This window comes from Microbacterium sp. ET2 (assembly GCF_030347395.1).
Taxonomy (GTDB): Bacteria; Actinomycetota; Actinomycetes; order Actinomycetales; family Microbacteriaceae; genus Microbacterium; species Microbacterium albipurpureum.
In genome coordinates this window covers 578,320-604,083 of sequence record NZ_CP128170.1, presented here as the reverse complement: position 1 = coordinate 604,083, position 25,764 = coordinate 578,320, and the positions used below count along the sequence as shown (strand labels likewise).

Below are 25,764 nucleotides of genomic sequence, written 5' to 3'. Positions count from 1 at the left end.
TTGCGATGTGGGGCGAAGCGGGTTCGGGTGTGGGTCTCAGCTCGGCCGGCGTCTGCTCACCTCCGCGATGGCGGACCAGTCCAGGTCCTTCAGCTCGGGATCGGCGAGGGCGCGATCGAACACGGAGATGAGGGCGGGAAGGGTGGCGGGGTCGGCGTCCACGGATGTCGCGACCTGCTGCGCGAGATCGAGGTCCTTCCGCCCGAGGGCGATGTGGAACCCCGGCGGATCGTATGCCTGCTCGGCGATGATCCGGCCGTAGCCGGTGTACACGACCCCTCCGAACAGCGTCTCGGCGAGGAGCCGGGTGAACTGCCCGGGGTCGACGCCGAGGCGTTCGGTCATCGCCACCGTCTCGCCGATCGCCTGCATGGCGTGGATGATGTTGTAGTTCACCGCCGCCTTGACCGCGTTGGCCACGGCGGGACGGGTCCCGAGGCGCCACGTGCGCACACCCAGGACGTCCAGCAGGGGAGCGACGGTGTCCACCGCGTCCGCGGGGCCCGCGGCGAGGATGTTGAGCTTCCCCTCCGCGGCCACGGCCGGGCGACCGAGGACCGGGGCGCCGACGTAGCGCGCGCCGACCGCCCCGAACCGGGTGTCGAGCTCCTCGGCCAGAGCGGGGCTGATCGAGCCCATGGCGACGTGGATGCCGTCGCGCGCGCGGTCGACGGCATCATCGGTGAGGACGGCCGTCATCGCCGCGTCGTCGGCGAGCATCGAGAAGGAGACGTCCGCGCCGAGGGCGTCCGCCGCCGACGGCGCCATCGTGCCACCGCGTTCGATCAGCGGGGCGGCTGCGTCCGGCGAGCGGTTCCACAGCACGACGTCGTGGCCGGCGTCGATGAGGCGGCCGGCCATGGCCGATCCCATCGAGCCGAGACCGAGGAACGCGATGGTACTCACGCTTCGCCGCGCCCCCAGACGGTGTTCAGGTGGGACTGCGCGTCGCGGTTGAGGTTGAGGGGTCCGTCGATGGTGTAGTAGCGGCGCCCGGCGACGATGAGCTCCTCGGCGGGGAATTTGGTGATGACCTCGCAGCCGTCGGCGGTGACGACGACTTCCTCCTCGATGCGGGCGGCACCCCAGCCGTCGGCGGCGGGCCAGTAGGTCTCGAGGGCGAACACCATGCCCTCTTCGAGGGTCTCGGGGTGGTCGAAGGAGGTCAGGCGGGAGAAGATCGGCTTCTCCCAGATCGACAGGCCCACGCCGTGGCCGTACTGCAGGGCGAACGCGGCCATCTCGTCGGGGAACCCGAACTCCTCGGCCTTGGGCCATACCGCGACGATGTCGGCCGTGGTCGCGCCGGGGCGGACCAGGGCGATGGCCCGGTCCATGTACTCGCGGGCGCGGGTATAGGCGTCCTTCTGCGCCGGGCTGGCGGAGCCTACGGCGAAGGTGCGGTAGTAGCAGGTGCGGTAGCCGTTGTAGCTGTGCAGGATGTCGAAGAAGGCGGGGTCGCCGGGTCGGATCAGCCGGTCGGAGAAGACGTGCGGGTGGGGGGAGCAGCGCTCTCCGGAGATCGCGTTGACCCCCTCGACGTACTCCGACCCCAGGTCGTACAGGGTCTTCGCGACAAGCCCCACCGCTTCGTTCTCGCGGACGCCGGGGCGTAGGAACCGGTAGAGCTCCTCATAGGCGGCGTCCACCATCGACGCGGCCTGGGTGAGCAGGCGGATCTCATCGTGCGTCTTGATGCGGCGGGCCTCCATGAACACCTGCTGGCCGTCGACGACCTCGATGCCCTCCCGCTGCAACGCGATCAGCACCGGCATCTCGACCACGTCCACCCCGAGAGGTTCGTTCGCGAGCCCGAACTTCTCCAGCTCCCGCTTGATCTTGCGGGCCACATCACCGGCAAGGTCCGCGTCGGGAGGGAACGCTCCGCGCAGCGTCGAGATCCCCGCCCGCGCGCCGCTCTCCGCCCGGGGCCGTTTCGCGCCCTCGTGCGGTGCGTGCGGGTCGGCGTCCGCCTCGGCGGTGGTGACGTCCAGCCATGGGTTGTACAGCGCGTGGTGCTTGGCAGCCGACCCGAAGTCCCACACGATCGGGTCGGTCTTCCGGGTGAGCAGCGCGAAGCGGATGAGCTTGTCCATCGCCCACGTGCCGATATGGGTACCGCTCATGTACCGGATGTTGGAGAAATCGAAGGCCAGCACCGCCCCGAGGTGAGAACGATCGAGTTCCACGTGGAGCCGGGCCAGCCGCGCATCACGCAGCCGCTCCATGTCGACGCGCTCTTCCCAATCGACCGCCGCAGGACCCGTCGTACCGGTGCTCTTCATCGAGTGTTCTCCTTCGCCGGCGAGGGTGTCTTGACTTCACCTCTCGCGTCGAGTTTACTTCCTCAGTAAAGCGTTACTGGACACCGATGTCCAGTGTTACTTCTGACTCCCTTCGCCATCCGCGAGCCCGACTCGCCGGGGAGGCGAGCGGGGAGTCGGCGACATCGCAAGGAGGAGATGTGAGCCAACGCACCATCGTCGTGGTCGGAGGAACGTCGGGCATCGGGCGGGAGATCGCCGCGGACTGCGTGCGACGCGGCGACCGGGTGGTCATCACCGGTCGTGACCGCGCACGCACGGAGACGATCGCCGCCGAACTCGGATCCGGGGCCCGCGGTGTGGCCCTCGACATCTCCGAACCCCACACGGTCGCCGACCGTCTCTCCTCCGTCGAGGCCGTCGATGGACTCGTGCTCGCGGCGATCGAGCGCGATGCGAACACCATCCGCGACTACGACATCGACCGCGCCATTCGGCTGACGACACTGAAGCTCATCGGCTACGCCGCGACCATCCGCGCGCTGCTGGATCGCATGCCCGTGTCTGCCGACACCGGCATCGTCCTGTTCGGCGGCCGCGCGAAGGACCTGCCCTACCCTGGCTCGACCACCGTGTCGACGATCAACGGCGGCGTGACCGGTCTCATCAACACCCTGGCCCTCGAACTCGCGCCCATTCGCGTCAACGCCCTGCACCCCGGGATCATCGGCGACAGCCCGTTCTGGGCCTCCAAACCCGCCGGGGTCCTCGAGCAGTACGAGCGACACACGCCGGGCGGGAAGCTGGCCACCATGGCAGATGTGGTGGATGCGACGCAGTTCCTGCTGCGCAATCGAGGCGTCTCGGCGGTCAATCTGCCGGTCGATCGTGGCACGGCGCTGCTCTGACCGGCGAGAATCAGGGGATGGCTGACAATCTCGGAGCCCGCATCCGCGCCGCGCGCGTGAGTCGCGGGCTCAGCCTCCGCTCGGTCGCCCAGTCACTGGGGGTGTCGGCGAGCCTGGTGTCGCAGGTCGAGATCGGCAAGACACAGCCGTCCGTCTCGACCCTGTACGCCATTGCCAGCCACCTGGGGGTGTCCCTCGACGAGCTGGTCGGCGGCGCGGCGGCCACCGCCCCGGCCGATGCCCCCGCCGAGGCGGCGGCGTCGGCGATCCAGCGCGGCGCGGAGAACCCGGCCATCGAGATGGAGAACGGCGTGCGCTGGGAGCGCCTCGCAGGACGGCCGGGAGGCCCCGCCGATGCGCTGCTGGTCACCTATCAGCCGGGCGCGAGCAGCTCGATCGAGGGCAAGCTCATGCGGCACGCGGGAGTCGAATACGCCTACCTTCTGGAAGGGGCGCTGACGTTGCAGCTCGAATTCGACACCCACGTCCTGCGTGCAGGGGACTCGCTGCACTTCGACTCCACGAGACCCCACCTGTTCTCCAACCGCGGCGACGAGCCCGCGCGCGGGGTCTGGTTCGTCGTCGGGAGGCGCCAGCACCACCAGGAGATGCCCGTCGCCCCCGGTGGCCATCACGCCGATGAGGTCGGTCACTCCGCCGGCGCGCCCGCCTCGGCAGTGGACGTGCTGCGGGCGATGGAAGGGCTGGCAGACCCCGCGTCGCGGTGACGGGCGCTGCGCGCGGAACCGATCCACGGGTCGACGAGCGTCTTGATCTGGCGTGGTCCGCCGGTGAGCAACGGGCGGAGCGCCGCCTCCTCGACATCCTCCAGCGGAACGACGGTCCCCGCGACATCCGACCAGTCGGGGCGGGTGCCGAGCAGTCTGACCGCCTCGGGGATGTCGTCGCGGAAGACATGGGCGACGGTCCCGACGATCGTGAATTCGCGCAGGGTGAACGACCCGAGGGGCAGAGCGGGCTCGCCGCGCTGGATGCCCACCGGGACGAGCGTTGCCCCGGGGCGCGCGGCGCCGAGCACCTGGGCGAGTCCTTCGGAGCTCCCCGACACCTCGAAGAACACTTCGGGTTCGAGCCCGGCGTCCTCGATCGCCGTGGTGAGTCCGGTCGTCCGGGCATTCCGAGCGGCGACGGCTCCCAGCCGGAGGGCGAGGTCGAGCCGGTCGTCGTTCCGATCGAGTACGAGCACGCGCGCCCCGGTGCTGGCGGCGGCGAAGGCGATGAACGCGCCGATGCCCCCGGCGCCGACGACCACGGCGTCCTGCCCGGTCTTCAGGCCGCTGCGGCGCACGGCGTGCACCGCGATCGCCATGGGCTGAGCGAGCCCGAGCGTGTCGGCCGTGAGCCCTGTGGCGCTGACGTCGTAGACGATCGCCGCCGGTGCGACGACGAAGCCGGCCAAGCCTCCGTCGCGGTGGAATCCGAGCGTGCGGTAGGTGCGGCAGAGGTTCGTCCGTCCGGCACGACAGGGTGCGCAGCCACCGCACGAGATCCCCGCGCCGCAGACGACCACGGCGCCGGGGGAGAGGTCGGTGACCTCCGAGCCGACCGCCTCGATCGTGCCGACGAACTCGTGGCCGAGGACGACCGGCGGTTCGGCGAGCACCTTCCCCCGCCCGAACTCCGTGGCATCCGACCCGCACACCCCGCACACCGCGATTCGGATGAGCACCTCGTCCGGTGCAGGTACGGGGACGGGCCGGTCCTCCACGCGAAGATCGCCGACTGCGCGCAGCACGGCGGCGCGCATCGTCGTCACGTCAGAGTGCCCGATGACAGGGGGGGCTGCACGGCCGAGCGGTCGGCGATCATCGGACCGAGGTGGTCGCGGTACACCGCTGCGTGCAGCGGGTGGTCGAGGTAGGCGTCGAGCGCGGCCGCATCGTCGACCACTGCCGCGACGGCGTAGTCGGCGCCGCCGGGTCGCAGGTGGAGGTTCGCGCCCGCGACGTAGGACCGGAGCACGTCGATGCCCTCGGCCATCCGGCTGAGAGCCTCCGTCAGCGCGGAGACGCGCTCGTCGGTGACACCGTCGACCCATCGGAAGGTGACCAGGTGCAGGATCATGGTGTTCTCGCTCTCTTCGTCGAAAGCCGGAGCAGTGTCCAGCATCAGCGGACGTCGTTCCTACGCTAGACCGAGCGCGTGCCGCGCGGCAAGCCGAACTGTACACTCTCGCTTGATACACACGCTGGCTCGACGGGCATCGTCGCCTGTCGCCGAATTCGGGAGGAACCATGGTCGGTCCCCGCGTCGCCGTCGTCGGTGCAGGCGCCAACGGCGCCTCGATCGGAGCGGACCTGCACCGTGCGGGCGTCGATGTGACACTCGTCGAGCAGTGGCCGGCGCACGTCGAGACGATCCGGTCGGAGGGCCTGCGCATCATCACCCCTGATGACGAGCTTGACGTGCGCCCCCGCATCATCCATCTCTGCGAGGTCGCCGAGCTGCGATCGGGCTTCGATGTCGTGCTGCTGGTGATGAAGGCGTACGACGCCGGCTGGGCGAGCCGGTTGATCGCGCCGTATCTTGAGGCCGACGGCGTGATGGCGGCGGTGCAGAACGGGATGACCGCGGACGCCGTCACCGAGACGGTGGGCGCCTCACGGGCGGTCGGAGCGGTGATCGAGTGCTCCGCGACGATGACCGAGCCCGCCGTGGTGCATCGGCACACCCCGCGGGAGCGCTCCTGGTTCGCCGTGGGCCCGCTTCCCGGTGGGACGGCGGCGATCGAGCCGGTGGCTGATCTGCTCGCGCTCTCGGGCACCGTGGCGCGGTTCGATGACATCCTCAGTGCCAAGTGGATGAAGCTCGTCAGCAACTGCACCCTTCTCGTGACATCGGCGATCCTCGGTCTGCCGATGCTCGACGCGCTCCATCAGCCCGGCTTCCGCGACGTCATGGTCGCGGCCGGTGACGAAGCCCTGGCCGTGGGTGGAGCCCTCGGCCACCGAATCCTGCCGATCTTCGGTCTCGAACCGGCCGACCTCGACGATCCGAGAGGGGCGGTCGAGGTGATGACCGATCGCCTCTTCGCCGGCTTCGTCGTGCCCGGTGCGACGACGACCGTACTGCAGGACTGGCGGAAGGGGCGGCACAGCGAAGTCGACGATCTCAACGGCGAGGTGGTGCGCCGAGGCGCCGAGCTCGGGATACCCACCCCCGTCAACGCGGCGATCACCGAGATCGCCCACCGGATCGAGCGTGGGGAGATCGAGCCGGGGGCCTCTCACCTCCCCCTCCTCCTCGACGCGCTCAGGTGAGCGGATCGGGGGCGAAGATCTCGGGGCTCCGCGCCAGCTGACGGCGCGTGCGTCGGATGTGGCCGGCCAACACCCGTTCGGCCTCCTCGGTGTCGCCGTCCTGGAGGGCGGCCACGATGAGATGGTGCTCCTCGTGGGCGATGCGGCGGGACTCCTCGGCCCATGAGGAGACGTAGGCCCGCCGGTAGGGCGCCGTCGCGTTCCAGAGCCTGCCCACCAGCTCTCCGAGCTGAGCGGTGCGGGCGGCGCGGTAACTGCGCAGGTGGAACTCGGTGTCGAGCTGGAGGAACGCGTCGGTGTCGGCGCCGACCTCGCTGATCCGCGTGGCGAGCGCGCCGAGCTCGGCGATCGCTTCTCCGGTCAGCAGTGGTGCGCTGTAGCCGAGCAGCAACGGCTCGAGGCGCTCGCGCATGCGATAGATCTCCTCGCACTCCGCGAGGGTGAGGCGTGCCACCCAGGCTCCGGCGTTGGGGACGACGGTGATGAGCCCCTCGTATTCGAGCTGGCGGATCGCTTCTCTCACCGGTACGCGGCTGGCGCCGAACTGCTCGGCGAGATCCTCCTGGCGGATGCGCGTTCCCGGGGGGAAGGTCCCCCGCACGATCCCCTCGCGCACCTGCTCGGCGATGCGGGCTCCGGCGTCGCCGTCGCGGCTGCGGACGTCCGTCGCGCTCATTCGGCCGGCCTCGCCGGGTGCCACAGGAGCGTGTCGGCGCTGGTCTCGTACGCCTTGCCGTCGGGGAAGCTCACCAGCTCGAGCTGCAGTCCCCACGGCGCCCGGAAGTACAGCCACCGCTGTCCGGCACTCGCTCCCGCACTGGCGACGGGCTCTCCCATGATCTCCACGTCGTGCGCGCGCAGGTGCGCGATCGCGGCATCCATGTCGTCGACGTAGATCGCGAGATGGTGACCGCCGATGTCGCTGTTGCGCGGGGGAGGGGCCTGCCCGTCCGCGGCGTCGTAGGCGAACACCTCGAGGTTGGTCCCGTGACCGAGTCGATAGAAGCGGATCTCGCGGATCTGCGTGCGGGGGTGCACCCCGAGCTGGACGCTCATCCAGTCGTCATCCGCGCGCTTGGGGCCGAGGCGGTAGACCGGAACGGCACCGAGGACCTCCACGAGGAAGTGCTCGGCCTCGTCGAGATCGGGCACCGTGATGCCGATGTGGTCCATCCCCCGCATCCCGGGTAACCCTCGCGCCATCGCGTTCCCCTTCCGTTTGGATCCAGGATGCCACCGATGAGGCCGGATCACCACGGATTGTGGCGCGGTGGCCTTGATATTGGATCCAATCCGTCGTACCGTATCGATTGCCGCCGATCGCGGCCGCCGACCATCGAAGGAGATGCGATGCCGCGACGTCGCCGGCTGGACACCGGAACACCGTGGGTTGAGCTGCGCACCACCGCCGCCGATTGGAGGGCAGCCGACCCGGCGCTGCTGGTGACGATGCTCGGTCAGTTGCATCTGATCCGCGCCTTCGAGGAGTCCGTCCTCGACCTCGCCGCGCAGGGCCTCGTCCACGGCCCGGCACACTCGAGCATCGGCCAGGAGGGCGGGGCGGTCGGGTCCATCGTGACGCTGCGGTCATCCGACGCGGTCAACGGGTCGCACCGGGGCCACCACCAGTTCTTGGCCAAGGCCATCGCGCATGTGTCCGACGGCGGCTTAGCCCTGGACGCGCTGGTCACGGCCGACCTGCGGGCCCTCCTGCAGCGCACCCTCGCGGAGATCCTCGGCCTCGCGGAGGGGTTCTCCGGCGGTCGCGGGGGATCCATGCACCTGCAGTGGCTGGAGGCCGGGGCACTGGGCACCAATGCGATCGTCGGCGGCGGCGCGCCGCTGGCGACCGGCAACGCCTGGGCGCAGAAGCACGCGGGCACCACCGACGTCAGCATCAACTACTTCGGTGACGGGGCGAGTCAGATCGGTTCGGTGCTGGAGTCGATGAACCTCGCCGCCACCTGGCGGCTGCCGGTGATGTACTTCATCGAGAACAACCTCTACGCGGTGTCGACCCATGCCAGCGAAGCCTCGGCGGACCCGCGGTTCTCGATCCGGGCTCAGGGGTTCAGCATCCCTGCCTGGCGCGTCGACGGGATGGATCCCCTGGCCGTCCACCTCGCCACCCAGGAAGCCCTCGCGCGCATGCGCGCGGGAGAGGGGCCCGCCGTGATCGAGGCGGAGGTCTACCGGTTCTTCCACCAGAACGGGCCCTATCCCGGCAGCGCCTTCGGCTACCGCACGAAGCAGGAGGAGACCGAGTGGCGCTCGCGTGACCCGCTGGAGAAGACCGCTCGCGAGCTCACCGCCCTGGGAGTCGCCTCCCCGGCGGAGATCGAGGGGGTGCGCGAGCAGGCCGTCAGCGCGATGGCCGACGTGGTCTCCGCGCTGATCGAGGACGATCCCGACAGCGCCGGTCGCTCCCGCATTCGTCCCGCGCTCTGGCCCGACCCGGCCCACGTCGACCGCGGTATCCGTGGCGACGAGAGCGAGCTCGCCCGTCTCGTCGCGGCCGAGCCCGCCGTGCACGCCGGGGAGTGGCGGGAGGTCAAGTTCGTCGATGCCGTCGCCGAGACGATGAATCGGCGGATGTCGGAAGACCCGCGCATCATCGTGCTCGGCGAAGACGTCCATCGCCTGAACGGCGGGACGAATGGCGCGACCAAGGGTCTTGCGAAGGCATTCGGTCCCGATCGGATCATCGGCACCCCCATCAGCGAGAACGGCTTCTTCGGTCTGGCCGGCGGCATCGCGCTGGATGGCCGGTTCCGCCCGGTCGTGGAGTTCATGTACCCCGACTTCATGTGGGTCGCCGCCGACCAGGTGTTCAACCAGGTCGGCAAGGCGCGTCACATGTTCGGCGACAACAATCGCGTCCCGCTTGTGCTGCGCACCAAGGTCGCGATGGGCTCGGGGTACGGCTCGCAGCATCTCATGGACCCTGCGGGGATCTTCGCCACGAGCGTCGGCTGGCGGATCGTGGCGGCCTCCAGCGCCGCCGACTACGTCGGGCTCATGAACGCCGCGCTCGCCCTCGACGATCCCGTGCTCGTCATCGAGCACGTCGACCTCTACGGCACCGCAGACCGCGTTCCCGAGGGCGACCTCGATTACGTGATCCCGCCGCGCAGCGCCGCGATCCGCCGCGCGGGGGAGGAGGTGACGGTGCTCACCTACCTCTCGATGGTCGGCCACAGTCTCGAGGCGGTGAACCAGACGGGAATCGACGCGGAGGTGATCGACCTGCGCTGGCTCGACCGGGCTTCGCTGGACTGGGACACCGTCGGTGAGAGCATCCGCAAGACCAACAACGTCCTCATCGTCGAGCAGGGGTCCCAGGGGCCGTCGTACGGTGCGTGGCTGTCGGACGAGATCCAGCGTCGCTTCTTCGACTGGCTCGATCAGCCCGTGCAGCGGGTGACCGGGGGAGAGGCGAGCCCCAGTATCTCGAAAGTGCTCGAGCGTGCCGCCATCGCGCGCACCGAGGAGGTGGTGCGCGGGTTGGAACGCGTACGGACCGAGTGGGGAGGCCGCTGATGGCCGCGGTCGTGCGGATGCCGGCGCTCGCCGCCGGGGCGACCGAGGCCGCGGTCCAGAGCTGGCTCGTCGCCGTGGGCGACGAGGTGGCGGCGGGACAGCCGATCGTCGAGATCGAGACCGAGAAGGCCGTCGTCGAATACGAGGCCGAGGAATCGGGTGTCCTCGCCCGGATCCTCGTCGATGAAGGCGCCTCCGCCGATGTCGGCTCTCCCATCGCGGTGCTCGCCGCGAGGGGAGAGGACGTCGCCGTCGCCGGGGAGAGCGTGTCCGTCGACGAGCCTGAGGAGACACCCGTCACGACGGGTGCGACCGGGGGGACGGAGTCGTCCGAGGACGGCACCTTCCTCCCGCCGCCTGCTGTCGCGGAGCTCGCGCCCTCGTCGTCGCCCGAGCCCCCGCGCCGTCTCTTCGCCTCGCCGCTCGTGCGGCGCCTGGCTGCCGAGCGGGGCCTCGACCTGTCGTCCCTCGTCGGCACCGGCCCGAACGGCCGGATCGTCCGTCGCGACCTGGACGGGCGAACCCCTCCCGCGTCACCGTCTCCCTCGACGCCGGCTGCTCCCGAGGTGCGTGCACCCGCGGCTGACCCCACCGCGGCCCGCGCCGGGGAATCCCCCGCGGCCGACGTCGAGGTGATCCCGCACTCCGGGATGCGACGCGCGATCGCCCGCCGGCTGACGGAGAGCACGTCGACCGTGCCGCACTTCTTCCTGCGCGCCCGCATCCGGGTCGACGAGCTCCTCGCGCTCCGCGCCCGGATCAACGAGGGGAGGACGACGCGCATCTCGGTGAACGACTTCGTGATCAAGGCCGTCGCGGCGGCCCTCCTCGACGTGCCGGAGGCGAACGCGATCTGGACCGAGCAGGCGACGCACCGCTTCTCGCACGCCGACATCGCCGTGGCGGTCTCCGTTCCCGGAGGTCTTGTCACCCCCGTCATCCGGGGGGTCGATCGGATGTCGCTGGGAGAGGTGAGCGCCGCGATCGCGGATCACGTCGAGCGCGCGCGAACGGGGCGGCTGAAGCAGGAGGAGCTCGAGGGCGGCAGCTTCTCGGTGTCGAACCTCGGTATGTACGGCACTGAGGAGTTCGCCGCGATCATCAACCCGCCGCATGCCGGCATCCTCGCGGTCGGGGCGGCGCGCCCGTCCCCGGTCGTGGTCGACGACGAGCTCGTCGTCGGAACGGTCATGACGGTGACGCTCTCGGCCGATCACCGAGTGCTCGACGGCGCGCTGGCGGCCCAGTGGCTGGCAGCTTTCGTGGCGAAGATGGAGAATCCGCTCAGCATCCTCGTGTGACGACGGGCGCCGGAGCGATCGTCGGCTTGAATGAATCCAGGACCAGGAGAGGATCACACCATGGCTCGCATCGCCGTCATCGGAGGAACCGGCTACGCCGGAGGTCACATCGCCGCGGAGGCCGCGTCACGGGGCCACACCGTGGTCTCGGTCGCCCGCTCGGTACCGAGCGAACGGATGGACCACGTCACCTACATCGAGGGGACGATCCTGGATGTGCCGGGTCTCGTCGGCGAATTGGAGGGCGTGGACGTCGTCGTCATCAGTGTTCCTGCCCGCGGCGAGATGGCGGGCCAGGTGCGCCCCGCCGTCGCCGAGCTCGTGCGCGAGCTGCCTTCGTCGGTGCGCGTCGGTGTGATCGGCGGAGCCGGGGGAGCCTGGTGTCGCCGGGTGGGCCCCGCGTCGTCGACACGCCGGGGTTCACCGAGGAGTACAAGCCCGAGGCGCTCGAGGCGATCGGCGTGCTCGAGGACCTGCAGGCCGCCTCGGGGGATCGCGACTGGTTCTACGTGCATCCCGCGGGCGGCTTCGGGGCATGGAACCCGGGCGAGCGGACGGGGACCTATCGCGACGGCGGCGATGTGCTCGTGACGGACGCGGACGGGGAGTCCTTCATCTCCGGTCCCGACCTCGGTGTGGCCGTGGTCGACGAGATCGAGCAGCCGAAGCACCACCGCGAGCGGTTCACCGTCGGGTACTGAGGCGGGGTTCAGACGAGGTCCCGCCAGTCGACCTCGTCCTCATCGCTCTCAGCCAGGGCCAGCTCGCCGGTGATGACGGGGATCCCCGTCGTCTCGGTGGGAGGGCCCATCACCGTCGCCTCGTCTCGGCGATGGCGCAGCACGTCGTCGATGTAGCTCGTCAGCACCTCGGCCAGGGGCACGGAGCGACCACGCGCCTGTGACATGTACCAGCGGTGCTCGAGCACCTGATGGAAGACCTCGGCCGGCTCGAGCTTGGCCCGGTACTCGAACGGGATGGCCTTCACGACGGGTTCGAACACCCGCGTGAGCCACTCGTGGGCGACCATCTCCTCATCGGCTCCCAGCCGAGAGACCCGGGCGCGGTACTCGTCGAGGTCGTTGAGGAGTCGGCGCGCCTGATTCTCCTCGACGTCCAGGCCCGTGAGGCGCAGCAGCCGACGCTGGTGGTGCCCGGCGTCGACGACCTTGGGCTGGATCGATACGCGTGTGCCGTCGCGCGTGGTGTCGATCGACATCTCGCCGATGTCGAAGCCGAGGTCGTTCAGGCGATGCACGCGTTCGGTGATGTGCCAGATCTCGTCCGAGCGGAACGTCTCGGTGTCGGTCAGAGCGCCCCACAGGGAGTGGTAGGACTCCATGATGCCGTCGGCGATGGCGATCGCGTCGACACCGCCCTCGAGACGTCCGCCCGCCTCGAGGTCCATGATCTCGCCGGCGATGTTCGTGCGGGCGACGTCGAGGTCGTGAGCCCGCTGACCCGCTGTCAGACCGCTCTCGTGCAGCTCGCCGGTCTCGGCGTCGACGAGGTAGGCGGCGAAGGCGCCGGCGTCGCGCCGGAAGAGGGTGTTGGAAAGCGAGACGTCGCCCCAGAAGAAGCCGACGTTGTGGAGGCGCACGAGCAGGAGCGCGAGGGCGTCGACGAGGCGGGTGGCGGTGTCGGGACGCAGGACCTGCGTGAATAGGGCGCGGTAGGGGAGCGAGAAGCGCAGATGCGAGGTGACGAGTGCGGCGGGGAGCGGCTCGCCCGCGGCATCCGTCCTGCCGGCGATCACTGCGACGCGCTCCACGCAGGGGGCGTCGAGCCGGTGCAGGTTGCCCAGCATGTCGTATTCGCGGCGCGCCATCTCCTGCGTGGTCTCCTTGATCGCCACCACCCTGCCGGAGAGGGTGGCGAAGCGCACCAGGTGGCGGGAGATGCCCTTCGGGAGGAAGACGATGTGCTGCGACGGCCAGTCGGCCAGCGGTGTCGACCAGGGGAGAGTCAGCAGTTCCGGGTCGACCGCGCTGGCGGTGATGCTCAGGGAATCGACCATCTTTCCTCCGGGGACATGCCGCGGCGCGGGGGGCTCAGTGAACCCGCCCGCGCCGCGTCGTGGTGTGTCAGGAGTTCGAGACCACCGGGGCGTCGTTGAGGCGCTCGCCGGTCTCCATGTCGAACGCGTGCACGTGGCCCGCGGTCGCGGCGAGGGTGACGGTGTCACCGGCCATCGGGTGGCGGCGACCGTCGACGCGGGCGACGATGTCGGTCCGCTTGCCGGCGATGTCGGTGTGGCCGTACAGGTAGCCGTCCGCGCCGAGCTCTTCGACGAGGTCCACCGTGACGGACAGGCCCTTGCCGTCGGCGGGGCCGACGACGATGTCCTCGGGGCGGACGCCGACGGTGACCTCCGACCCGTGGGCGCGGCCGACGGTGTCGCGGTCGAGCGGCACGATCTCGGAGCCGAACATGACGCCACCCTCCGCGAGCGACGACGGGAACAGGTTCATCGCGGGCGAGCCGATGAAGCCGGCCACGAAGACGTTGTTCGGGCGCTCGTACAGGTCGCGCGGGGTGCCGACCTGCTGCAGGATGCCGTCCTTGAGGACCGCGATGCGGTCGCCCATCGTGAGGGCCTCAGTCTGGTCGTGGGTGACGTAGACCGTGGTGACGCCCAGGCGGCGCTGGAGCGACGCGATCTGGGTGCGGGTCTGCACGCGGAGCTTGGCGTCGAGGTTCGACAGCGGCTCGTCCATGAGGAACACCTGGGGCTGACGGACGATCGCGCGGCCCATCGCGACGCGCTGACGCTGACCACCCGAGAGCGCCTTCGGCTTGCGCGTGAGGTACTGCTCGAGGTCGAGGAGCTTCGCGGCCTCGAGAACGCGCTGGGCGCGCTCTTCCTTGCCGACGCCCGCGATCTTCAAGGCGAAGCCCATGTTCTCGGCGACGGTCATGTGGGGGTAGAGCGCGTAGTTCTGGAAGACCATCGCGATGTCGCGGTCCTTCGGCGGGACGTCGGTGACGTCGCGTTCACCGATGAGGATGCGGCCGGAGTTGACCTCTTCGAGGCCGGCCAGCATGCGCAGCGACGTGGACTTGCCGCAGCCGGAGGGGCCGACGAGGACCAGGAACTCGCCGTCGCCCACCTCGAGGTTGAGCTTGTCGACGGCGGGGCGGGTGCCGCCCGGGTAGAGGCGGGTTGCGTTGTCGAACGTGACGGACGCCATTGTTTTCTTCTCCTTCACCGGCAGGTACGTGCCGGACGATCCGTTGTGAATGGAGCGGTATGACCGCAGACGCCCACCATCGGGCACCCTCCCTCAGTATGTCACGCGTGCGCGTGCGCGGGAACGACGGCGATGCGGGGGCGGGAAGGGGTGTCCGTCTGGGCTTTTCCCAGCCTGCCTGATTAGCATCGTCTCCGGCCCGCCTCGCCCGCGCCCCGCCCCCGTTGCCCATCGGCAGCCCCACTCGTCCGAGAGGTTTCATGTCCCACGACCAGTCACCGAACGTTCCGGCCCCTCGTGAACGCCGGAATGCGGTGCGCGAGAAGGCACAGCAGGTGCAGGCGCGTCAGTCGCGTCTGCGCTGGCTGCGTCGTGGCGGCCTGACGCTGCTGGCCGTGGGCGTCGTGACCGTCGCAGCGGTGATGGTGACGTGGGCTGTCGGCTCGTCGATGTCGCGCCCAGAGCTGCGCCCGCAGAACGTCACCGACGACGGGTTCGCTGTGACCTCCGTCGCGGGTGTGGCGGCCCCCGAGGTAGCGGCGGCTCCGGGTGACGCTGCCGCGAGCGCGACGGTCGAGGCGACGCCCGAGGCCACCCCCACTCCCACGCCGACGCCCACCGAGGCGGCGGTCGTCGACATCCGGGTGTACGTCGACTACCTGTCGACCGGGTCGCGGGAGTTCCAGCTCGCCAACGTCCAGCAGCTGAAGACCTGGGTCTCGCAGGGCGCGGCGGATCTGACCTACCACCCCGTGGCGATGCTCACGGCCAAGTCCAACGGCACGAAGTATTCCCTTCGCGCGGCCGCGGCGGCCGCCTGCGTGGCGACCCACTCGCCCGAGGAGTTCTTCGCCTTCAACGACGCGCTGCTGCGTGAGCAGCCCGAGGTCGACACCGACGGCTTCACCGACAGCCAGCTCGCCGACCTGGCCCAGGCTGCCGGTGCCGAGTCGCCGAGGCTCGTGCGCTCGTGCATCGAGGAGGAGTCGTTCCTGAGCTGGGCTCGGGATGCGACCGAGCGGGCGCTCAACGCAATCCCCGAGGCCGACGGGGTCACCCTGACCGGTACGCCGATGGTGCTCGTGAACGGTGTGCCGTACGTCGGCGCTCTCGACGACCCGCAGGAGTTCTCCCAGTTCGTGCTGACCATCGGCAGCGACGCGTACTACAAGACGGCCTCGCCGAGCCCGACCGAGACGCCGTCCCCGACGCCGACTCCCTGACGGCCTTCCCGGCGCCGCCGCTCGCCGGCTCGCATCCATCGATAGGATGGGATGCCTTGCCGGCTTGGCGCAATTGGTAGCGCACCTAACTTGTAATTAGGGGGTTGCGGGTTCGAGTCCCGCAGCCGGCTCCAGATCCCCCTTCGCGCGCACGTTGCCGGATACGCGGCGCGAGCCGTCAGAAAACGCGGCCTCAGGCTGATGCGGGCCGCGTTTTCTGACGGCTCGCGTGCCGCAGACGCGGCGGGACGCCGCGGACAGGCGCGGGCGCAGGACGCCGCGGACAGGCGCGGGCGTAGGACGGGCGGGCGCGGGCGCAGGACGGGCGCGGATCGCTACTCCGGCGGCGCGAAGCGCAGCGACACCGTCGTCGCGCCTCCCTCGCGGAAGAACGCGACCTCCGCCGTCACGGCGGTGTCGCCATCCGACCCCGGCCCGATCTCGACCTCGAACACGTCGCCCGACCCCGTCGAGTTGAACTCCAGCAGGCGTTCGTCCAGCCCCTCGAACTGCGAGGCGTCCCAGCCGAACTCCGCCGCCCGCGCCTGCAGCCCGTCGATAGCGCCGCGCCACGAGCCCGCGCCGTCGATTCCGACGGTGATCGACGACAGCCGGTCATCCGCCGCTCTCGCGGTGGCGGTGATGACGTCCTCCACGACGTGCACCTCGTCCCCGGCGGCGATGAGCGCACGGACCGGCCGGCGGAACTCAGCGACCTTGGTCTCGTTAGCGCGCAGCCCGAGATCGGATGCCGCCAGGGCCCCGTCGCCGACGCGGACGCGCAGCACACCCTCGACGTTGACGTAGTCGAACCCGGCGTCGGTCAGCATGCTTCCGCCGTCGGACGCCTTCTGGTCGGCCGAGGCCGCAGGGTCGTCCTCGGCCCACCACGACGCCTGCACCGTGAACGTTCCGACGACGACGGCGCCGATGATCAGCACCAGAAGCGTCGCGGGCAGCCAGCTGATCAGCCTTCGGGTTCGACGGGTGACGGGCACACTCCAGGGTACGTCGGTGGGCCCCGCCCCGTCCTGCACCGAACAGCCCCGGCTCTGACTGCATGATGGAGGGATGCCCGCCCCGCGCCTTCCGCTGAGCCTCGCCGTCGCGGGCGCCGTCCTCGTCGGCGTGCTGACCGCGCTGCAGGCGCGCGTGAACGGTCAACTGGGGGTGAGCCTCGGCGACGGGGTGGTCGCCGCGGTCATATCGTTCGCATCGGGCCTTCTCCTCGTGGCCGCCCTCACGGCGGTCACCCCCGGCGGCCGCCGAGGCTTCACCGCGCTTCGACAGGGCATCAGGGAGCGCTCGATCCCCTGGTGGATGCTCCTCGGCGGGGCTGCGGGCGCCCTCACCGTTGCGACGCAGGGACTCGCCGTCGGCGTCATCGGGGTCTCTCTGTTCACCGTGGGCGTCGTCGCCGGTCAAGCGGTGTCGGGCCTCATCCTCGATCGCACCGGCTACGGACCCGCTGGAGCGGTTGCGGTCACCGTTCCGCGGCTCCTGGGGGCCGCCCTCGCCATCGCCGCTGTCGCGTTCGCGCTCGGCGGTGACACGCTCGCCGACGTGCCGCTGTGGATGCTCGTGCTTCCGCTCCTCACCGGGGCCGGCATCGCCTGGCAGCAGGCGACCAACGGTCGCCTCCGGGCGCGGGTCGGCTCGCCCCTGACGGCGACCCTCGTCAACTTCATCGGCGGCACCGCGATCCTTGTGGTGGGAGCGGCGATCAGCGTCGTTCTCTCCGGTCTGCCCGCGCACGTCCCGACCGACCCGCTGCTCTACCTCGGCGGTGCGATCGGGGTGGTCTACATCATCCTGTCCGCGGCCATCGTGGGCTCGACCGGCGTGCTGCTGCTCGGACTCGGCGTCGTGGTCGGACAGCTCGCGACATCCGTCCTCATCGACGCGTTCTGGCCGGCGATCGGCAGTCCCGACGCCCTCCAGGCGATCGCCATGATCACGCTCGCCCTGATGTCGGTGATCGTCGTGAGCGTGCCGTGGCGGCGGATGCTGCGACGTTAGCCCGCACGCCGACTCGGTGTCAGCGCGGCTCGCGCGTGCCTGCGGGCATGCGCGACAGGAAGCGGTCGGCTTCGATCGGCGTGCGCCGGCCCGGACGGGCGTCGCTCGGCTTGCCGCCGACGTAGAGCCACCCGAGCAGCTCTTCGTTCTTCTTCAGCCCGTGAGCCTTGGCCACCGCTTTGCTGCGCGTGTGCTGGCCGGTCCGCCAGATCACTCCCCAGCCCGCGTCGTCGAGCAGCAGGCTCAGCACGTGTGCGACGCCGGAGGCGACGGCCTCCTGCTCCCACCGCGGCACCTTGCCGCTCTTGCGGTAGCTCGCGACGACGGCGATGAGGAGGGGCGCGCGCTGCGGTTTGGTGGATGCGCCCTTGTGGCCTTCGGCCTTGTGCATCGCACGGCCGAGCCGCTCGCGGTCGTCGCCGCGCAACTCGATCAGTCGCCAGGGACGCAGTGACGAGTGGTCGGCCACCCGCCCGGCTGCCGCGACGAGTCGGACCAGCTCCTCATGGGTCGGCGCGTCAGCCGTCACGCGCGACCACGAGCGTCGGCCGGCGACGGCGTCGTACACCGCCTCGCTCACCGCGTTCACGCGGGCGATTCGGGCGTGAAGTCCAGAGCGAGCGAGTTCATGCAGTAGCGGTCGCCCGTCGGAGTGCCGAAGCCGTCGGGGAAGACGTGGCCCAGATGCGATCCGCAGGCGGCGCAGCGCACTTCGGTCCGCACCATCCCGTGGCTGTCGTCCTCGATGAGCTCGACGGCTTCGGGTCGGATCGACTCGTAGAAGCTCGGCCACCCGCAGTGGGAGTCGAACTTCGTGCCGCTCTTGAACAGTTCAGCCCCGCAGGCGGCGCAGGCGTACAGGCCTGCGCGTTCCTCATCGAGCAGTTCGCCGGTCCAGGGGCGCTCGGTCGCCGCCTCGCGCAGTACCGCGTACTGATCGGGGCTGAGCTCGGCCCGCCACTGTTCGTCGGACTTGTCCACCGTGTAAGACATGGAACCTCCTGCATCCATTCAACCGCAGACGCGCGTCCCTGGGCGCGCGGTCCGCCAGGCGCGTCCATGCGGCGACACGTCGACGGTGCCGGCGAGGCACGAGCACGGCACGATGGGAAGGTGCCAGACTCCGATGCCGTCCGTGACGTCGCCGAGCGGTACCGCAGGTTCGCCGAGACCGAAGCGCCGGGGCGCTCGGCGCTCTACAAGGCCTGGGCCGCGGGGGTGTCGGGCGACCAGGCGATGCAGCGGATGCTGGCGGAGATACCCCCGACCCGCCGCCAGCCGCCGCTCGTGTTCGCCGTCACGCGTCTCCTCGGCGCGCCCGAGGAGGATTATCCCGCGTGGGCGGCGTGGACGCAGCAGCATGCCCGCGCCGTCGTCGAGGCGTGCGCGAGCCGGTCGCTGCAGACGAACGAGCCTCTCCGCTGCGCGGCACTGCTTCCCGCACTCTCCGCGCTCGCGGGGCCGATCGCCCTGCTGGAGATCGGGGCGAGTGCCGGCCTGTGCCTGTATCCCGACCGGTACTCCTACCGCTACGCCGATGGGCCTGCGCTCGACCCCGTCGACGGGCCCTCCCCGGTCGTCCTCGACAGCGCCCTCCGCGGGCCGGCCGCCGCAGGGATCGCCGAGACCCTGGCCCTGCCCGAGGTCGTCTGGCGGGCAGGTGTCGATCTGACACCCCTGGATGCCGCGGACCCGGCCGACCGGACGTTCCTCGCCGCCTTGGTCTGGCCGGGTGAGACGGGACGACGACAGCGCGTCCTCGCCGCGCTCGACATCGCGGCGGCCGATCCGCCGCGGTTGCGGCGGGGTGACGCATCGGAACCGGGCGTGGTGGCGCAGGCCGCCGCCTCCGCTCCGGCGGACGCCACCCTCGTGATCACCACGCCCGGCGTCCTCCCGCACATCCCCCGCGCGGGCCGGGCGCGCCTTCGGACGGAGATCGACACCCTCCGCGCCACGACGGGGGCCCGTTGGGTCAGCCTCACCCCTGCAGGTATGGCCGATCAGTGGCATCCGCCGTTGGATCCGGGCCGATGGTCGGGGTTCGTCCTCGCCCTCGACGGGATTCCGTGCGCCGCAGTCGATCCGCTCGGCGCATTCGTGGAGTGGCGCGCGGGGGAGCCGGGGGCACCGGGTTAGCGTGGGCGGGTGCCTTTGAGCGACAGAGATCGGCTGATCCTCGACTTCGAAGCGCTGTGGACCCGGCACGGGAGCGCCAAGGAAGAGGCCATCCGCCTCCGCCTCGGCATGTCTCCGGGGCGCTACTACCAGCTGCTGACGCGTCTCATCGACACCACGGAGGCGCAGGAGTACGACCCCATGCTGGTCAAGCGGCTCCGCCGCATCCGCGACGCGCGCCTGCGCGCGCGGGTCATCCGCACCGCGGCCACCGGGCGCTGAGGGTCGCGACGCGGCATCCGGGGTCTTCTGTCCAGCTGACGCCTAGGTTGCCCCTGCCCGCTTCGGTAGCATCTTCTGGTGCCGAAAACGACCTATCCGCGGGATCGCTTCGATGACCTCCCCGCGGACGGCGGACGTCTCGGTGCGCACCGCGCCGAGAACCCTCGGATGCGTCCGTGGGCGGTGATCCTCTGGGCGAGCCTGGCCACCATCGTGCTCATCGTCGTCGGCATCTTCGGCACCCTCCTGACGTCGGGGCGCATCCAGCTGGCTCCCGATGCGGAGCCGACGGCGTCGCCGCAGCCCACCGTCGAGCCGGTGATCGACACGTCCTATGCCGTGCAGGTGCTCAACGCCACGCCGGAGCAGGGGCTGGCGACGCAGGTGAAGGATGAGATCGTCGCGGCCGGATGGTCCGCCGACGCCGTCTCGGCCAGCGGCGCCGGCACGACCGACTTCGCCGAGACCACCGTCTACTACGCCTTCCTGGGAGACCAGGCGGCCGCCGCGGGGCTGGCCGACCTCGTGCTCGGCGGGGCGCGCATCGAGCAGACCGACGTCTATCAGCTGGCCGATGACCCGAACACCCCGGAGGACGAGACTCAGGCGCTGCAGCTGACCGTCGTCATCGGACTCGACCGCACGGCCGAGGCGCCCGATGACGAGGCTCCCGCTCCCTGAATCGGGAGATGTGTTTCGCCTGCGTAAATGTTTGACAGCGGGCATGTCAACAATCGCGTGCGACCCCGTTCCGGCTTGTCGGCGGTCCCTAGCATGGGCCCTGTCCCGCCGCAGTACAGGAGAGTTCGCCATGACACAGGGCACCGTCAAGTGGTTCAACGCCGAGAAGGGTTACGGTTTCATCACCGCCGGTGACGGTCAGGATGTCTTCGTCCACTACTCGAACATCGACATGACCGGGTTCCGGGTGCTCGAGGAGGGGCAGACGGTCGAGTTCACCGTCGGGTCGGGGCAGAAGGGTCCGCAGGCCGAATCGGTCCGCGTGGTCTGAGCGCGGATGACGCCCGTCGGCGTCCCGGCTCGACCCCGCCACACGCCGTGTGTGCCGCGGCTTGCACTCGCCCATGCCGAGTGCCAGAATGGATTAGCACTCGTGATTGTTGAGTGCTAAGTCCGAAAGCCAACGTCCGGGAGGGACGACACACACATGGCAAAGATCATCGCTTTCGATGAGGAGGCCCGTCGCGGCCTCGAGCGCGGCCTGAACGTTCTGGCCGACGCCGTCAAGGTGACCCTGGGTCCCCGCGGTCGCAACGTCGTGCTGGAGAAGAAGTGGGGCGCCCCCACGATCACCAACGACGGTGTCTCGATCGCCAAGGAGATCGAGCTGGACGACCCCTACGAGAAGATCGGCGCTGAGCTGGTCAAGGAGGTCGCGAAGAAGACCGACGACGTCGCCGGTGACGGCACGACCACGGCGACCGTCCTCGCCCAGGCTCTCGTTCGCGAGGGTCTGCGCAACGTCGCCGCCGGTGCCGACCCGATCTCGCTCAAGCGCGGCATCGAGAAGGCCGTCAAGGCAGTGACCGACCAGCTGCTGGCCGACGCCAAGGAGGTCGAGTCCAAGGAGCAGATCGCCGCCACCGCGTCGATCTCCGCCGCCGACCCCACCATCGGCGACCTGATCGCCGAGGCGATCGACAAGGTCGGCAAGGAGGGCGTGGTCACCGTCGAGGAGTCGCAGACGTTCGGCACCGAGCTCGAGCTCACCGAGGGAATGCGTTTCGACAAGGGCTTCATCAACCCCTACTTCGTCACCGACCCCGAGCGCCAGGAAGCGGTCTTCGAAGACCCGTACATCCTGATCGCCAACCAGAAGATCTCGAACATCAAGGACCTTCTGCCCGTCGTCGACAAGGTGATCCAGGACGGCAAGGAGCTCGTCATCATCGCCGAGGACGTCGAGGGCGAGGCCCTGGCGACCCTGGTGCTGAACAAGATCCGCGGCATCTTCAAGTCGGCCGCCGTCAAGGCGCCCGGCTTCGGCGACCGTCGCAAGGCGCAGCTGCAGGACATCGCGATCCTCACCGGCGGCCAGGTTATCACCGAGGAGGTCGGTCTCAAGCTCGAGAACGCCACCCTCGACCTGCTCGGCCGTGCGCGCAAGGTCATCATCACCAAGGACGAGACCACCATCGTCGAGGGTGCCGGTGACGCTGCGCAGATCGAGGGTCGTGTGACCCAGATCCGTCGCGAGATCGACAACACCGACAGCGACTACGACCGCGAGAAGCTGCAGGAGCGCCTCGCCAAGCTCGCCGGCGGCGTGGCCGTCATCAAGGCGGGTGCGGCCACCGAGGTGGAGCTGAAGGAGCGCAAGCACCGCATCGAGGACGCCGTCCGCAACGCGAAGGCCGCCGTCGAAGAGGGCATCGTCCCCGGTGGTGGTGTCGCGCTGATCCAGGCCGGCAAGATCGCCTTCGAGACTCTCGAGCTCGCGGGTGACGAGGCCACCGGTGCGAACATCGTCAAGGTCGCCATCGAGGCTCCGCTGAAGCAGATCGCCCTCAACGCCGGTCTCGAGCCCGGTGTCGTGGCCAACAAGGTCGCGGAGCTGCCGGTCGGACACGGCCTGAACGCCGCGACCGGCGACTACGGTGACCTGTTCGCGCAGGGCATCATCGACCCGGCCAAGGTCACCCGCTCGGCGCTCCAGAACGCTGCGTCGATCGCGGGCCTGTTCCTCACCACCGAGGCCGTGGTCGCCGACAAGCCCGAGAAGGCTGCCGCGGCGCCCGCCGACCCCACGGGTGGCATGGACTTCTGATCCGTCGATCCCACAGAAGAGCCCCGGCTTCGGCCGGGGCTCTTCTGCGTTGCACCGCCTACAGCAGACTCGGGATCTTCTGCTCCTCGGCGAGGTTCGCGCGCCGGAACCACAGCGTCACGAACGTGGACACGATGACGATGAACAGCGAGTACAGCGCCGGGATGATGAGGATGAGCCCGATGTCGGGGTTTCCCGAGAAGCTCAGCAGCACGATCGCGATCGCAAGCGGGCCGTTCTGGATTCCCGTCTCCAGACCGATCGTGCGCGCATTCATCGGATGCAGGCGGATGGCGCGGGCCAGCCCATAGGCGATGGCGATCCCGAACAGACCCAGTCCGATCGCGACCAGGTAGGTTTGCCACGGCGTCGAGGTCAGCAGGGCCCAGTTGCGCGGCACCCACGTCGCCATGAGGAACACGATGAAGAACAGCCCGAAGAACCCGCCGAGCAGTTCCATCACCGCTCCGACGTTCGCACTGAACCTCCGCACGAGCATCCCCGCGACCACCGGGATGAGGAGGGTGGCCAGGGTGACGACGATGTTCAGGATGGGGATCTGCAGGTCGGTCGATTCGGTGAAGATGAACGACCCGTAGAGGGCGAGCATCAGCGGCGTCAGCAGCAGGGCCCAGAGCGTGGAGTTGGTGGTCATGATGACGCTCAGGGCCAGATTGCCTTTGGAGAAGTAGGTGAAGATGTTCGAGGTCGTCCCGGCCGGCACGCAGCCCATCAGCAGCGCACCGATCGCGACGGGGATGGCGTACTCCCGGGGGAGCTGGAACAGCACCAGGACGACGAGCAGGTAGGACAGCAGCGGCATGATGCCGAACTGCGTGACCAGACCGATGATCAGCCCGTAGGGCCGTCGCAGCGCCAGCTTGAAGTCGCGCGGCGTGAGCCCCGCGCCCAGTCCGAACATGATCACGAACACCAGTCCGACCAGCAGCACCTGCTCGAACGGGGTGACGACGTCCTGCTCGTCGACCACGGCCTGACCCGTGGCCAGGAACACCTCGATCATCGGGACTCGCCGCTCGTCGTCGGCGCAGGCTGCGCGCTGTCGCGGAGCTCCCGGCGGAGGATCTTCCCGATGGGGCTCTTGGGGGGCTCTTCGACGAACACCACCGACTTCGGCACCTTGTAGGCCGCGAGGGTCTGCCGGCAGTGGGCGATCACCTCGGCCTCGGTGGGCGCCGGCGTTGCCGCCACGACGTAGGCCCGAACCGCCTCGCCGGTCTTGTCATCGTCGATCCCGATCACGCCCACCTCGACGATGTCGCGCATCGCGGCGATGCGCTCCTCGATCTCGTTGGGGTAGACGTTGAAGCCGCTCACGATCACCATGTCCTTCTTGCGATCGACGATGGTGAAGTACCCCTCGGCGTCCATGGTGGCGATGTCGCCCGTATGCAGCCATCCGTCCACGACGGTGATCGACGTCTCGTCGGGCCGCTGCCAGTACCCCCTCATGATCTGCGGGCCGCGCGCCACGAGCTCGCCGGCTTCGCCGACGGCGGTCTCCCGGCCCTCCGCATCGACGCACCGCACATCGGTGGAGGGAACGGGGATGCCGATGCTGCCGTCCTTTCCCTGCGCCCCGAGCGGGTTGAACGTCAGGACGGGGGAGGACTCGGTGAGCCCGTACCCCTCGACGATGGGAGTGCCGGTCACCTCGCGCCACCGGGCGGCGACCGACTCGTGGAGCGCCATCCCCCCTGCGGCCGAGGCGCGCAGATGCCGGGGAGGGCTGTCGACGAACCACCGTTCGTTCAGCAGGGCGTTGAACAGGGTGTTCACCCCGGTGAGCCACGTGATGCGGTAGTTCTCGAAGGCCCGTTTGAGGTTGCTCGGCGGCCGCGGGGTGGGGATGAGGATGTTCCGTGCACCGAGGTGGTGGAAGCCGAGGAGATTCACCGTGAACGCGAAGATGTGGTAGATCGGCAGCGCGGTCAGCACGATCTCGCTTCCGCGACGCATGTGGGTGCTGCACATCGTGATCGTCTGCAGCGTGTTGGCGACGAGGTTCCCGTGCGTGAGCATCGCGCCCTTGGCGATGCCGGTGGTGCCGCCGGTGTACTGCAGGGCGGCGACGGAATCGAGGTCGACGTCATCGAGGTAGGCCGCCACGGCCTCCGCGGTCTTGCGCGCGCGGCCGGCCTTGAGCGCATCCTGGAGGGGTGTGTGCGCCACGCTGATCGCAGGAAGCGAGCGATTCCAGAACTTCTGCACCATTCGGATGACTCCGGCGATGACGGGCGGGAAGAACTCCGCGATCCGCACCGTGACCACCGTGCCGATCGACGTCGAGGACAGCACCTCCGGCAGGCGATCGGCGAACATGTCGATGATGACGAGCGCCGTGGCGCCGGAGTCGGCGAACTGCCGTGCCATCTCGGAGGCGGTGTACAGAGGATTGGTGTTGACCAGGACGCACCCGGCCTTCAAGACGCCGAACGCGACGACGGGGTAGCTGAGGCAGTTGGGCATCTGCACGGCGACGCGGTCGCCGGCGGACAGTCCCACGACCTCTCGGAGGTAGGCGGCGAAGTCGTCGGAGAGGGCGTCGACATCGGCGTAGGTGAGGGAGCCGTTCATGCCGTTCGGCATGCACTGCGTGAAGGCGATCGTGTCGGCGTAGTCGACGGCATCCTGACGGAGCATCGCGGGCAGATGGGTGAAGTGCGTCTCCTCGAGGTCGGGAGACACGTCGGGTGGGTAGTGGGCGAGCCAGGGCCGTGGGGTCATCATCGATCCTTTGCCGGGGGCGGGCAGCGCCGGCGAACACACCGACGCTGGTGATTCATCTCGACTGTAGCCGACGCCCGCACGGGTGAACGGTCCCTCCC

The 25,764-nt window shown here is 69.7% G+C and carries 25 protein-coding genes, 1 tRNA gene and 1 pseudogene; 14 read left to right on the top strand and 13 right to left on the bottom strand.

Annotated elements, in window-relative coordinates; all coding sequences use genetic code 11:
• Positions 1-36: 36 nt before the first annotated feature.
• Both QSU92_RS02980 and QSU92_RS02975 read right to left on the bottom strand, forming a co-directional pair.
• Positions 37-906 (bottom strand): NAD(P)-dependent oxidoreductase, encoded by an 870-nt coding sequence (locus QSU92_RS02980; protein ID WP_289264721.1) that lies wholly within the window; start codon positions 904-906, stop codon positions 37-39.
• Positions 903-2,285 (bottom strand): M24 family metallopeptidase, encoded by a 1,383-nt coding sequence (locus tag QSU92_RS02975; protein WP_289264720.1) that lies wholly within the window; start codon positions 2,283-2,285, stop codon positions 903-905. Before QSU92_RS02975 ends, QSU92_RS02980 begins: the two co-directional genes overlap by 4 nt.
• A 179-nt stretch (positions 2,286-2,464) precedes the next feature.
• Between QSU92_RS02975 and QSU92_RS02970 the strand changes: the two genes are divergently transcribed.
• Both QSU92_RS02970 and QSU92_RS02965 read left to right on the top strand, forming a co-directional pair.
• Entirely contained in the window at positions 2,465-3,172 is a 708-nt protein-coding gene (locus QSU92_RS02970; protein ID WP_289264719.1) for an SDR family NAD(P)-dependent oxidoreductase, read from the top strand.
• Positions 3,173-3,189: 17 nt separating this feature from the next.
• Positions 3,190-3,900 (top strand): cupin domain-containing protein, encoded by a 711-nt coding sequence (locus tag QSU92_RS02965; protein WP_289264718.1) that lies wholly within the window; start codon positions 3,190-3,192, stop codon positions 3,898-3,900.
• On the opposite strand, the gene QSU92_RS02960 is transcribed toward QSU92_RS02965, so the two are convergent.
• Positions 3,822-4,940, bottom strand: a complete 1,119-nt coding sequence (locus QSU92_RS02960; protein WP_289265798.1) for a zinc-dependent alcohol dehydrogenase — start codon at positions 4,938-4,940, stop codon at positions 3,822-3,824. The genes QSU92_RS02965 and QSU92_RS02960 overlap by 79 nt on opposite strands.
• Before the next feature lie 5 nt (positions 4,941-4,945).
• Positions 4,946-5,302, bottom strand: coding sequence for a Dabb family protein (locus QSU92_RS02955; protein WP_289264717.1), 357 nt, complete (start codon positions 5,300-5,302; stop codon positions 4,946-4,948).
• A 125-nt stretch (positions 5,303-5,427) separates the two neighbouring features.
• Between QSU92_RS02955 and QSU92_RS02950 the strand changes: the two genes are divergently transcribed.
• Positions 5,428-6,453 (top strand): ketopantoate reductase family protein, encoded by a 1,026-nt coding sequence (locus QSU92_RS02950; RefSeq protein ID WP_289264716.1) that lies wholly within the window; start codon positions 5,428-5,430, stop codon positions 6,451-6,453.
• On the opposite strand, the gene QSU92_RS02945 is transcribed toward QSU92_RS02950, so the two are convergent.
• Together QSU92_RS02945 and QSU92_RS02940 are read right to left on the bottom strand one after the other, a co-directional pair.
• Positions 6,446-7,129 (bottom strand): GntR family transcriptional regulator, encoded by a 684-nt coding sequence (locus QSU92_RS02945; RefSeq protein ID WP_289264715.1) that lies wholly within the window; start codon positions 7,127-7,129, stop codon positions 6,446-6,448. The genes QSU92_RS02950 and QSU92_RS02945 overlap by 8 nt on opposite strands.
• A complete protein-coding gene (locus tag QSU92_RS02940) occupies positions 7,126-7,626 on the bottom strand; it encodes a VOC family protein (RefSeq protein ID WP_289264714.1) in 501 nt (166 codons plus the stop codon). Before QSU92_RS02940 ends, QSU92_RS02945 begins: the two co-directional genes overlap by 4 nt.
• 177 nt (positions 7,627-7,803) lie before the next feature.
• On the opposite strand from QSU92_RS02940, the gene QSU92_RS02935 reads away from it, so the two are divergent.
• From QSU92_RS02935 to QSU92_RS02925, 3 genes and pseudogenes are all read left to right on the top strand, one after another.
• Complete coding sequence (locus tag QSU92_RS02935; RefSeq protein WP_289264713.1) at positions 7,804-9,993, top strand: alpha-ketoacid dehydrogenase subunit alpha/beta; 2,190 nt, start codon at positions 7,804-7,806, stop codon at positions 9,991-9,993.
• The gene (locus QSU92_RS02930; protein WP_289264712.1) at positions 9,993-11,294 is read left to right on the top strand and encodes a dihydrolipoamide acetyltransferase family protein; all 1,302 of its coding nucleotides are present in this window, start codon (positions 9,993-9,995) and stop codon (positions 11,292-11,294) included. The genes QSU92_RS02935 and QSU92_RS02930 overlap by 1 nt, the downstream gene beginning before the upstream one ends.
• Positions 11,295-11,354: 60 nt before the next feature.
• Positions 11,355-11,995, top strand: a pseudogene (locus tag QSU92_RS02925) (NAD(P)-dependent oxidoreductase).
• Between the two features lie 8 nt (positions 11,996-12,003).
• On the opposite strand, the gene QSU92_RS02920 reads toward QSU92_RS02925, so the two are convergent.
• Together QSU92_RS02920 and QSU92_RS02915 are read right to left on the bottom strand one after the other, a co-directional pair.
• The gene (locus QSU92_RS02920) at positions 12,004-13,311 is read right to left on the bottom strand and encodes a DUF4032 domain-containing protein (RefSeq protein WP_289264711.1); all 1,308 of its coding nucleotides are present in this window, start codon (positions 13,309-13,311) and stop codon (positions 12,004-12,006) included.
• Between the two features lie 67 nt (positions 13,312-13,378).
• Complete coding sequence (locus QSU92_RS02915; RefSeq protein WP_289264710.1) at positions 13,379-14,485, bottom strand: ABC transporter ATP-binding protein; 1,107 nt, start codon at positions 14,483-14,485, stop codon at positions 13,379-13,381.
• A 260-nt stretch (positions 14,486-14,745) separates the two neighbouring features.
• Here QSU92_RS02915 and QSU92_RS02910 point away from each other — a divergent pair, with 260 nt between their 5' ends.
• On the top strand, positions 14,746-15,708 hold the full coding sequence (locus QSU92_RS02910; protein WP_289264709.1) for a DsbA family protein: 963 nt from the start codon (positions 14,746-14,748) through the stop codon (positions 15,706-15,708).
• 58 nt (positions 15,709-15,766) lie between these two features.
• Positions 15,767-15,842: transfer RNA gene (locus QSU92_RS02905), tRNA-Thr, on the top strand.
• A 201-nt stretch (positions 15,843-16,043) separates the two neighbouring features.
• Here the strand turns inward: QSU92_RS02905 and QSU92_RS02900 are convergent.
• On the bottom strand, positions 16,044-16,706 hold the full coding sequence (locus QSU92_RS02900; RefSeq protein ID WP_289264708.1) for a hypothetical protein: 663 nt from the start codon (positions 16,704-16,706) through the stop codon (positions 16,044-16,046).
• Positions 16,707-16,779: 73 nt separating this feature from the next.
• On the opposite strand from QSU92_RS02900, the gene QSU92_RS02895 reads away from it, so the two are divergent.
• Positions 16,780-17,727 (top strand): DMT family transporter, encoded by a 948-nt coding sequence (locus tag QSU92_RS02895; RefSeq protein WP_289264707.1) that lies wholly within the window; start codon positions 16,780-16,782, stop codon positions 17,725-17,727.
• Positions 17,728-17,746: 19 nt separating this feature from the next.
• Here QSU92_RS02895 and QSU92_RS02890 read toward each other — a convergent pair whose 3' ends face one another.
• On the bottom strand, positions 17,747-18,307 hold the full coding sequence (locus QSU92_RS02890; RefSeq protein WP_289265797.1) for a nitroreductase family protein: 561 nt from the start codon (positions 18,305-18,307) through the stop codon (positions 17,747-17,749).
• 5 nt (positions 18,308-18,312) lie between these two features.
• A complete protein-coding gene (gene msrB / locus QSU92_RS02885) occupies positions 18,313-18,720 on the bottom strand; it encodes a peptide-methionine (R)-S-oxide reductase MsrB (protein ID WP_289264706.1) in 408 nt (135 codons plus the stop codon).
• A 120-nt stretch (positions 18,721-18,840) separates the two neighbouring features.
• Here msrB and QSU92_RS02880 point away from each other — a divergent pair, with 120 nt between their 5' ends.
• The 5 genes from QSU92_RS02880 (at position 18,841) to groL (ending at position 22,915) form a co-directional block, all read left to right on the top strand.
• Positions 18,841-19,866, top strand: coding sequence for a DUF2332 domain-containing protein (locus tag QSU92_RS02880; protein WP_289264705.1), 1,026 nt, complete (start codon positions 18,841-18,843; stop codon positions 19,864-19,866).
• A gap of 9 nt (positions 19,867-19,875) precedes the next feature.
• The gene (locus tag QSU92_RS02875) at positions 19,876-20,127 is read left to right on the top strand and encodes a DUF3263 domain-containing protein (protein WP_141939308.1); all 252 of its coding nucleotides are present in this window, start codon (positions 19,876-19,878) and stop codon (positions 20,125-20,127) included.
• 78 nt (positions 20,128-20,205) lie between these two features.
• A complete protein-coding gene (locus tag QSU92_RS02870) occupies positions 20,206-20,808 on the top strand; it encodes a LytR C-terminal domain-containing protein (protein ID WP_289264703.1) in 603 nt (200 codons plus the stop codon).
• Positions 20,809-20,938: 130 nt separating this feature from the next.
• A complete protein-coding gene (locus QSU92_RS02865) occupies positions 20,939-21,139 on the top strand; it encodes a cold-shock protein (protein ID WP_124293776.1) in 201 nt (66 codons plus the stop codon).
• Between the two features lie 156 nt (positions 21,140-21,295).
• Positions 21,296-22,915, top strand: a complete 1,620-nt coding sequence (gene groL / locus QSU92_RS02860) for a chaperonin GroEL (RefSeq protein WP_289264702.1) — start codon at positions 21,296-21,298, stop codon at positions 22,913-22,915.
• A gap of 58 nt (positions 22,916-22,973) precedes the next feature.
• Here the strand turns inward: groL and QSU92_RS02855 are convergent, their stop codons facing one another.
• Both QSU92_RS02855 and QSU92_RS02850 read right to left on the bottom strand, forming a co-directional pair.
• Positions 22,974-23,939, bottom strand: a complete 966-nt coding sequence (locus QSU92_RS02855; protein ID WP_289264701.1) for a bile acid:sodium symporter family protein — start codon at positions 23,937-23,939, stop codon at positions 22,974-22,976.
• Positions 23,936-25,663: an AMP-binding protein gene (locus QSU92_RS02850; RefSeq protein ID WP_289264700.1), complete on the bottom strand. Its 1,728-nt coding sequence runs from the start codon at positions 25,661-25,663 to the stop codon at positions 23,936-23,938. Before QSU92_RS02850 ends, QSU92_RS02855 begins: the two co-directional genes overlap by 4 nt.
• Positions 25,664-25,764 lie beyond the last annotated feature (101 nt).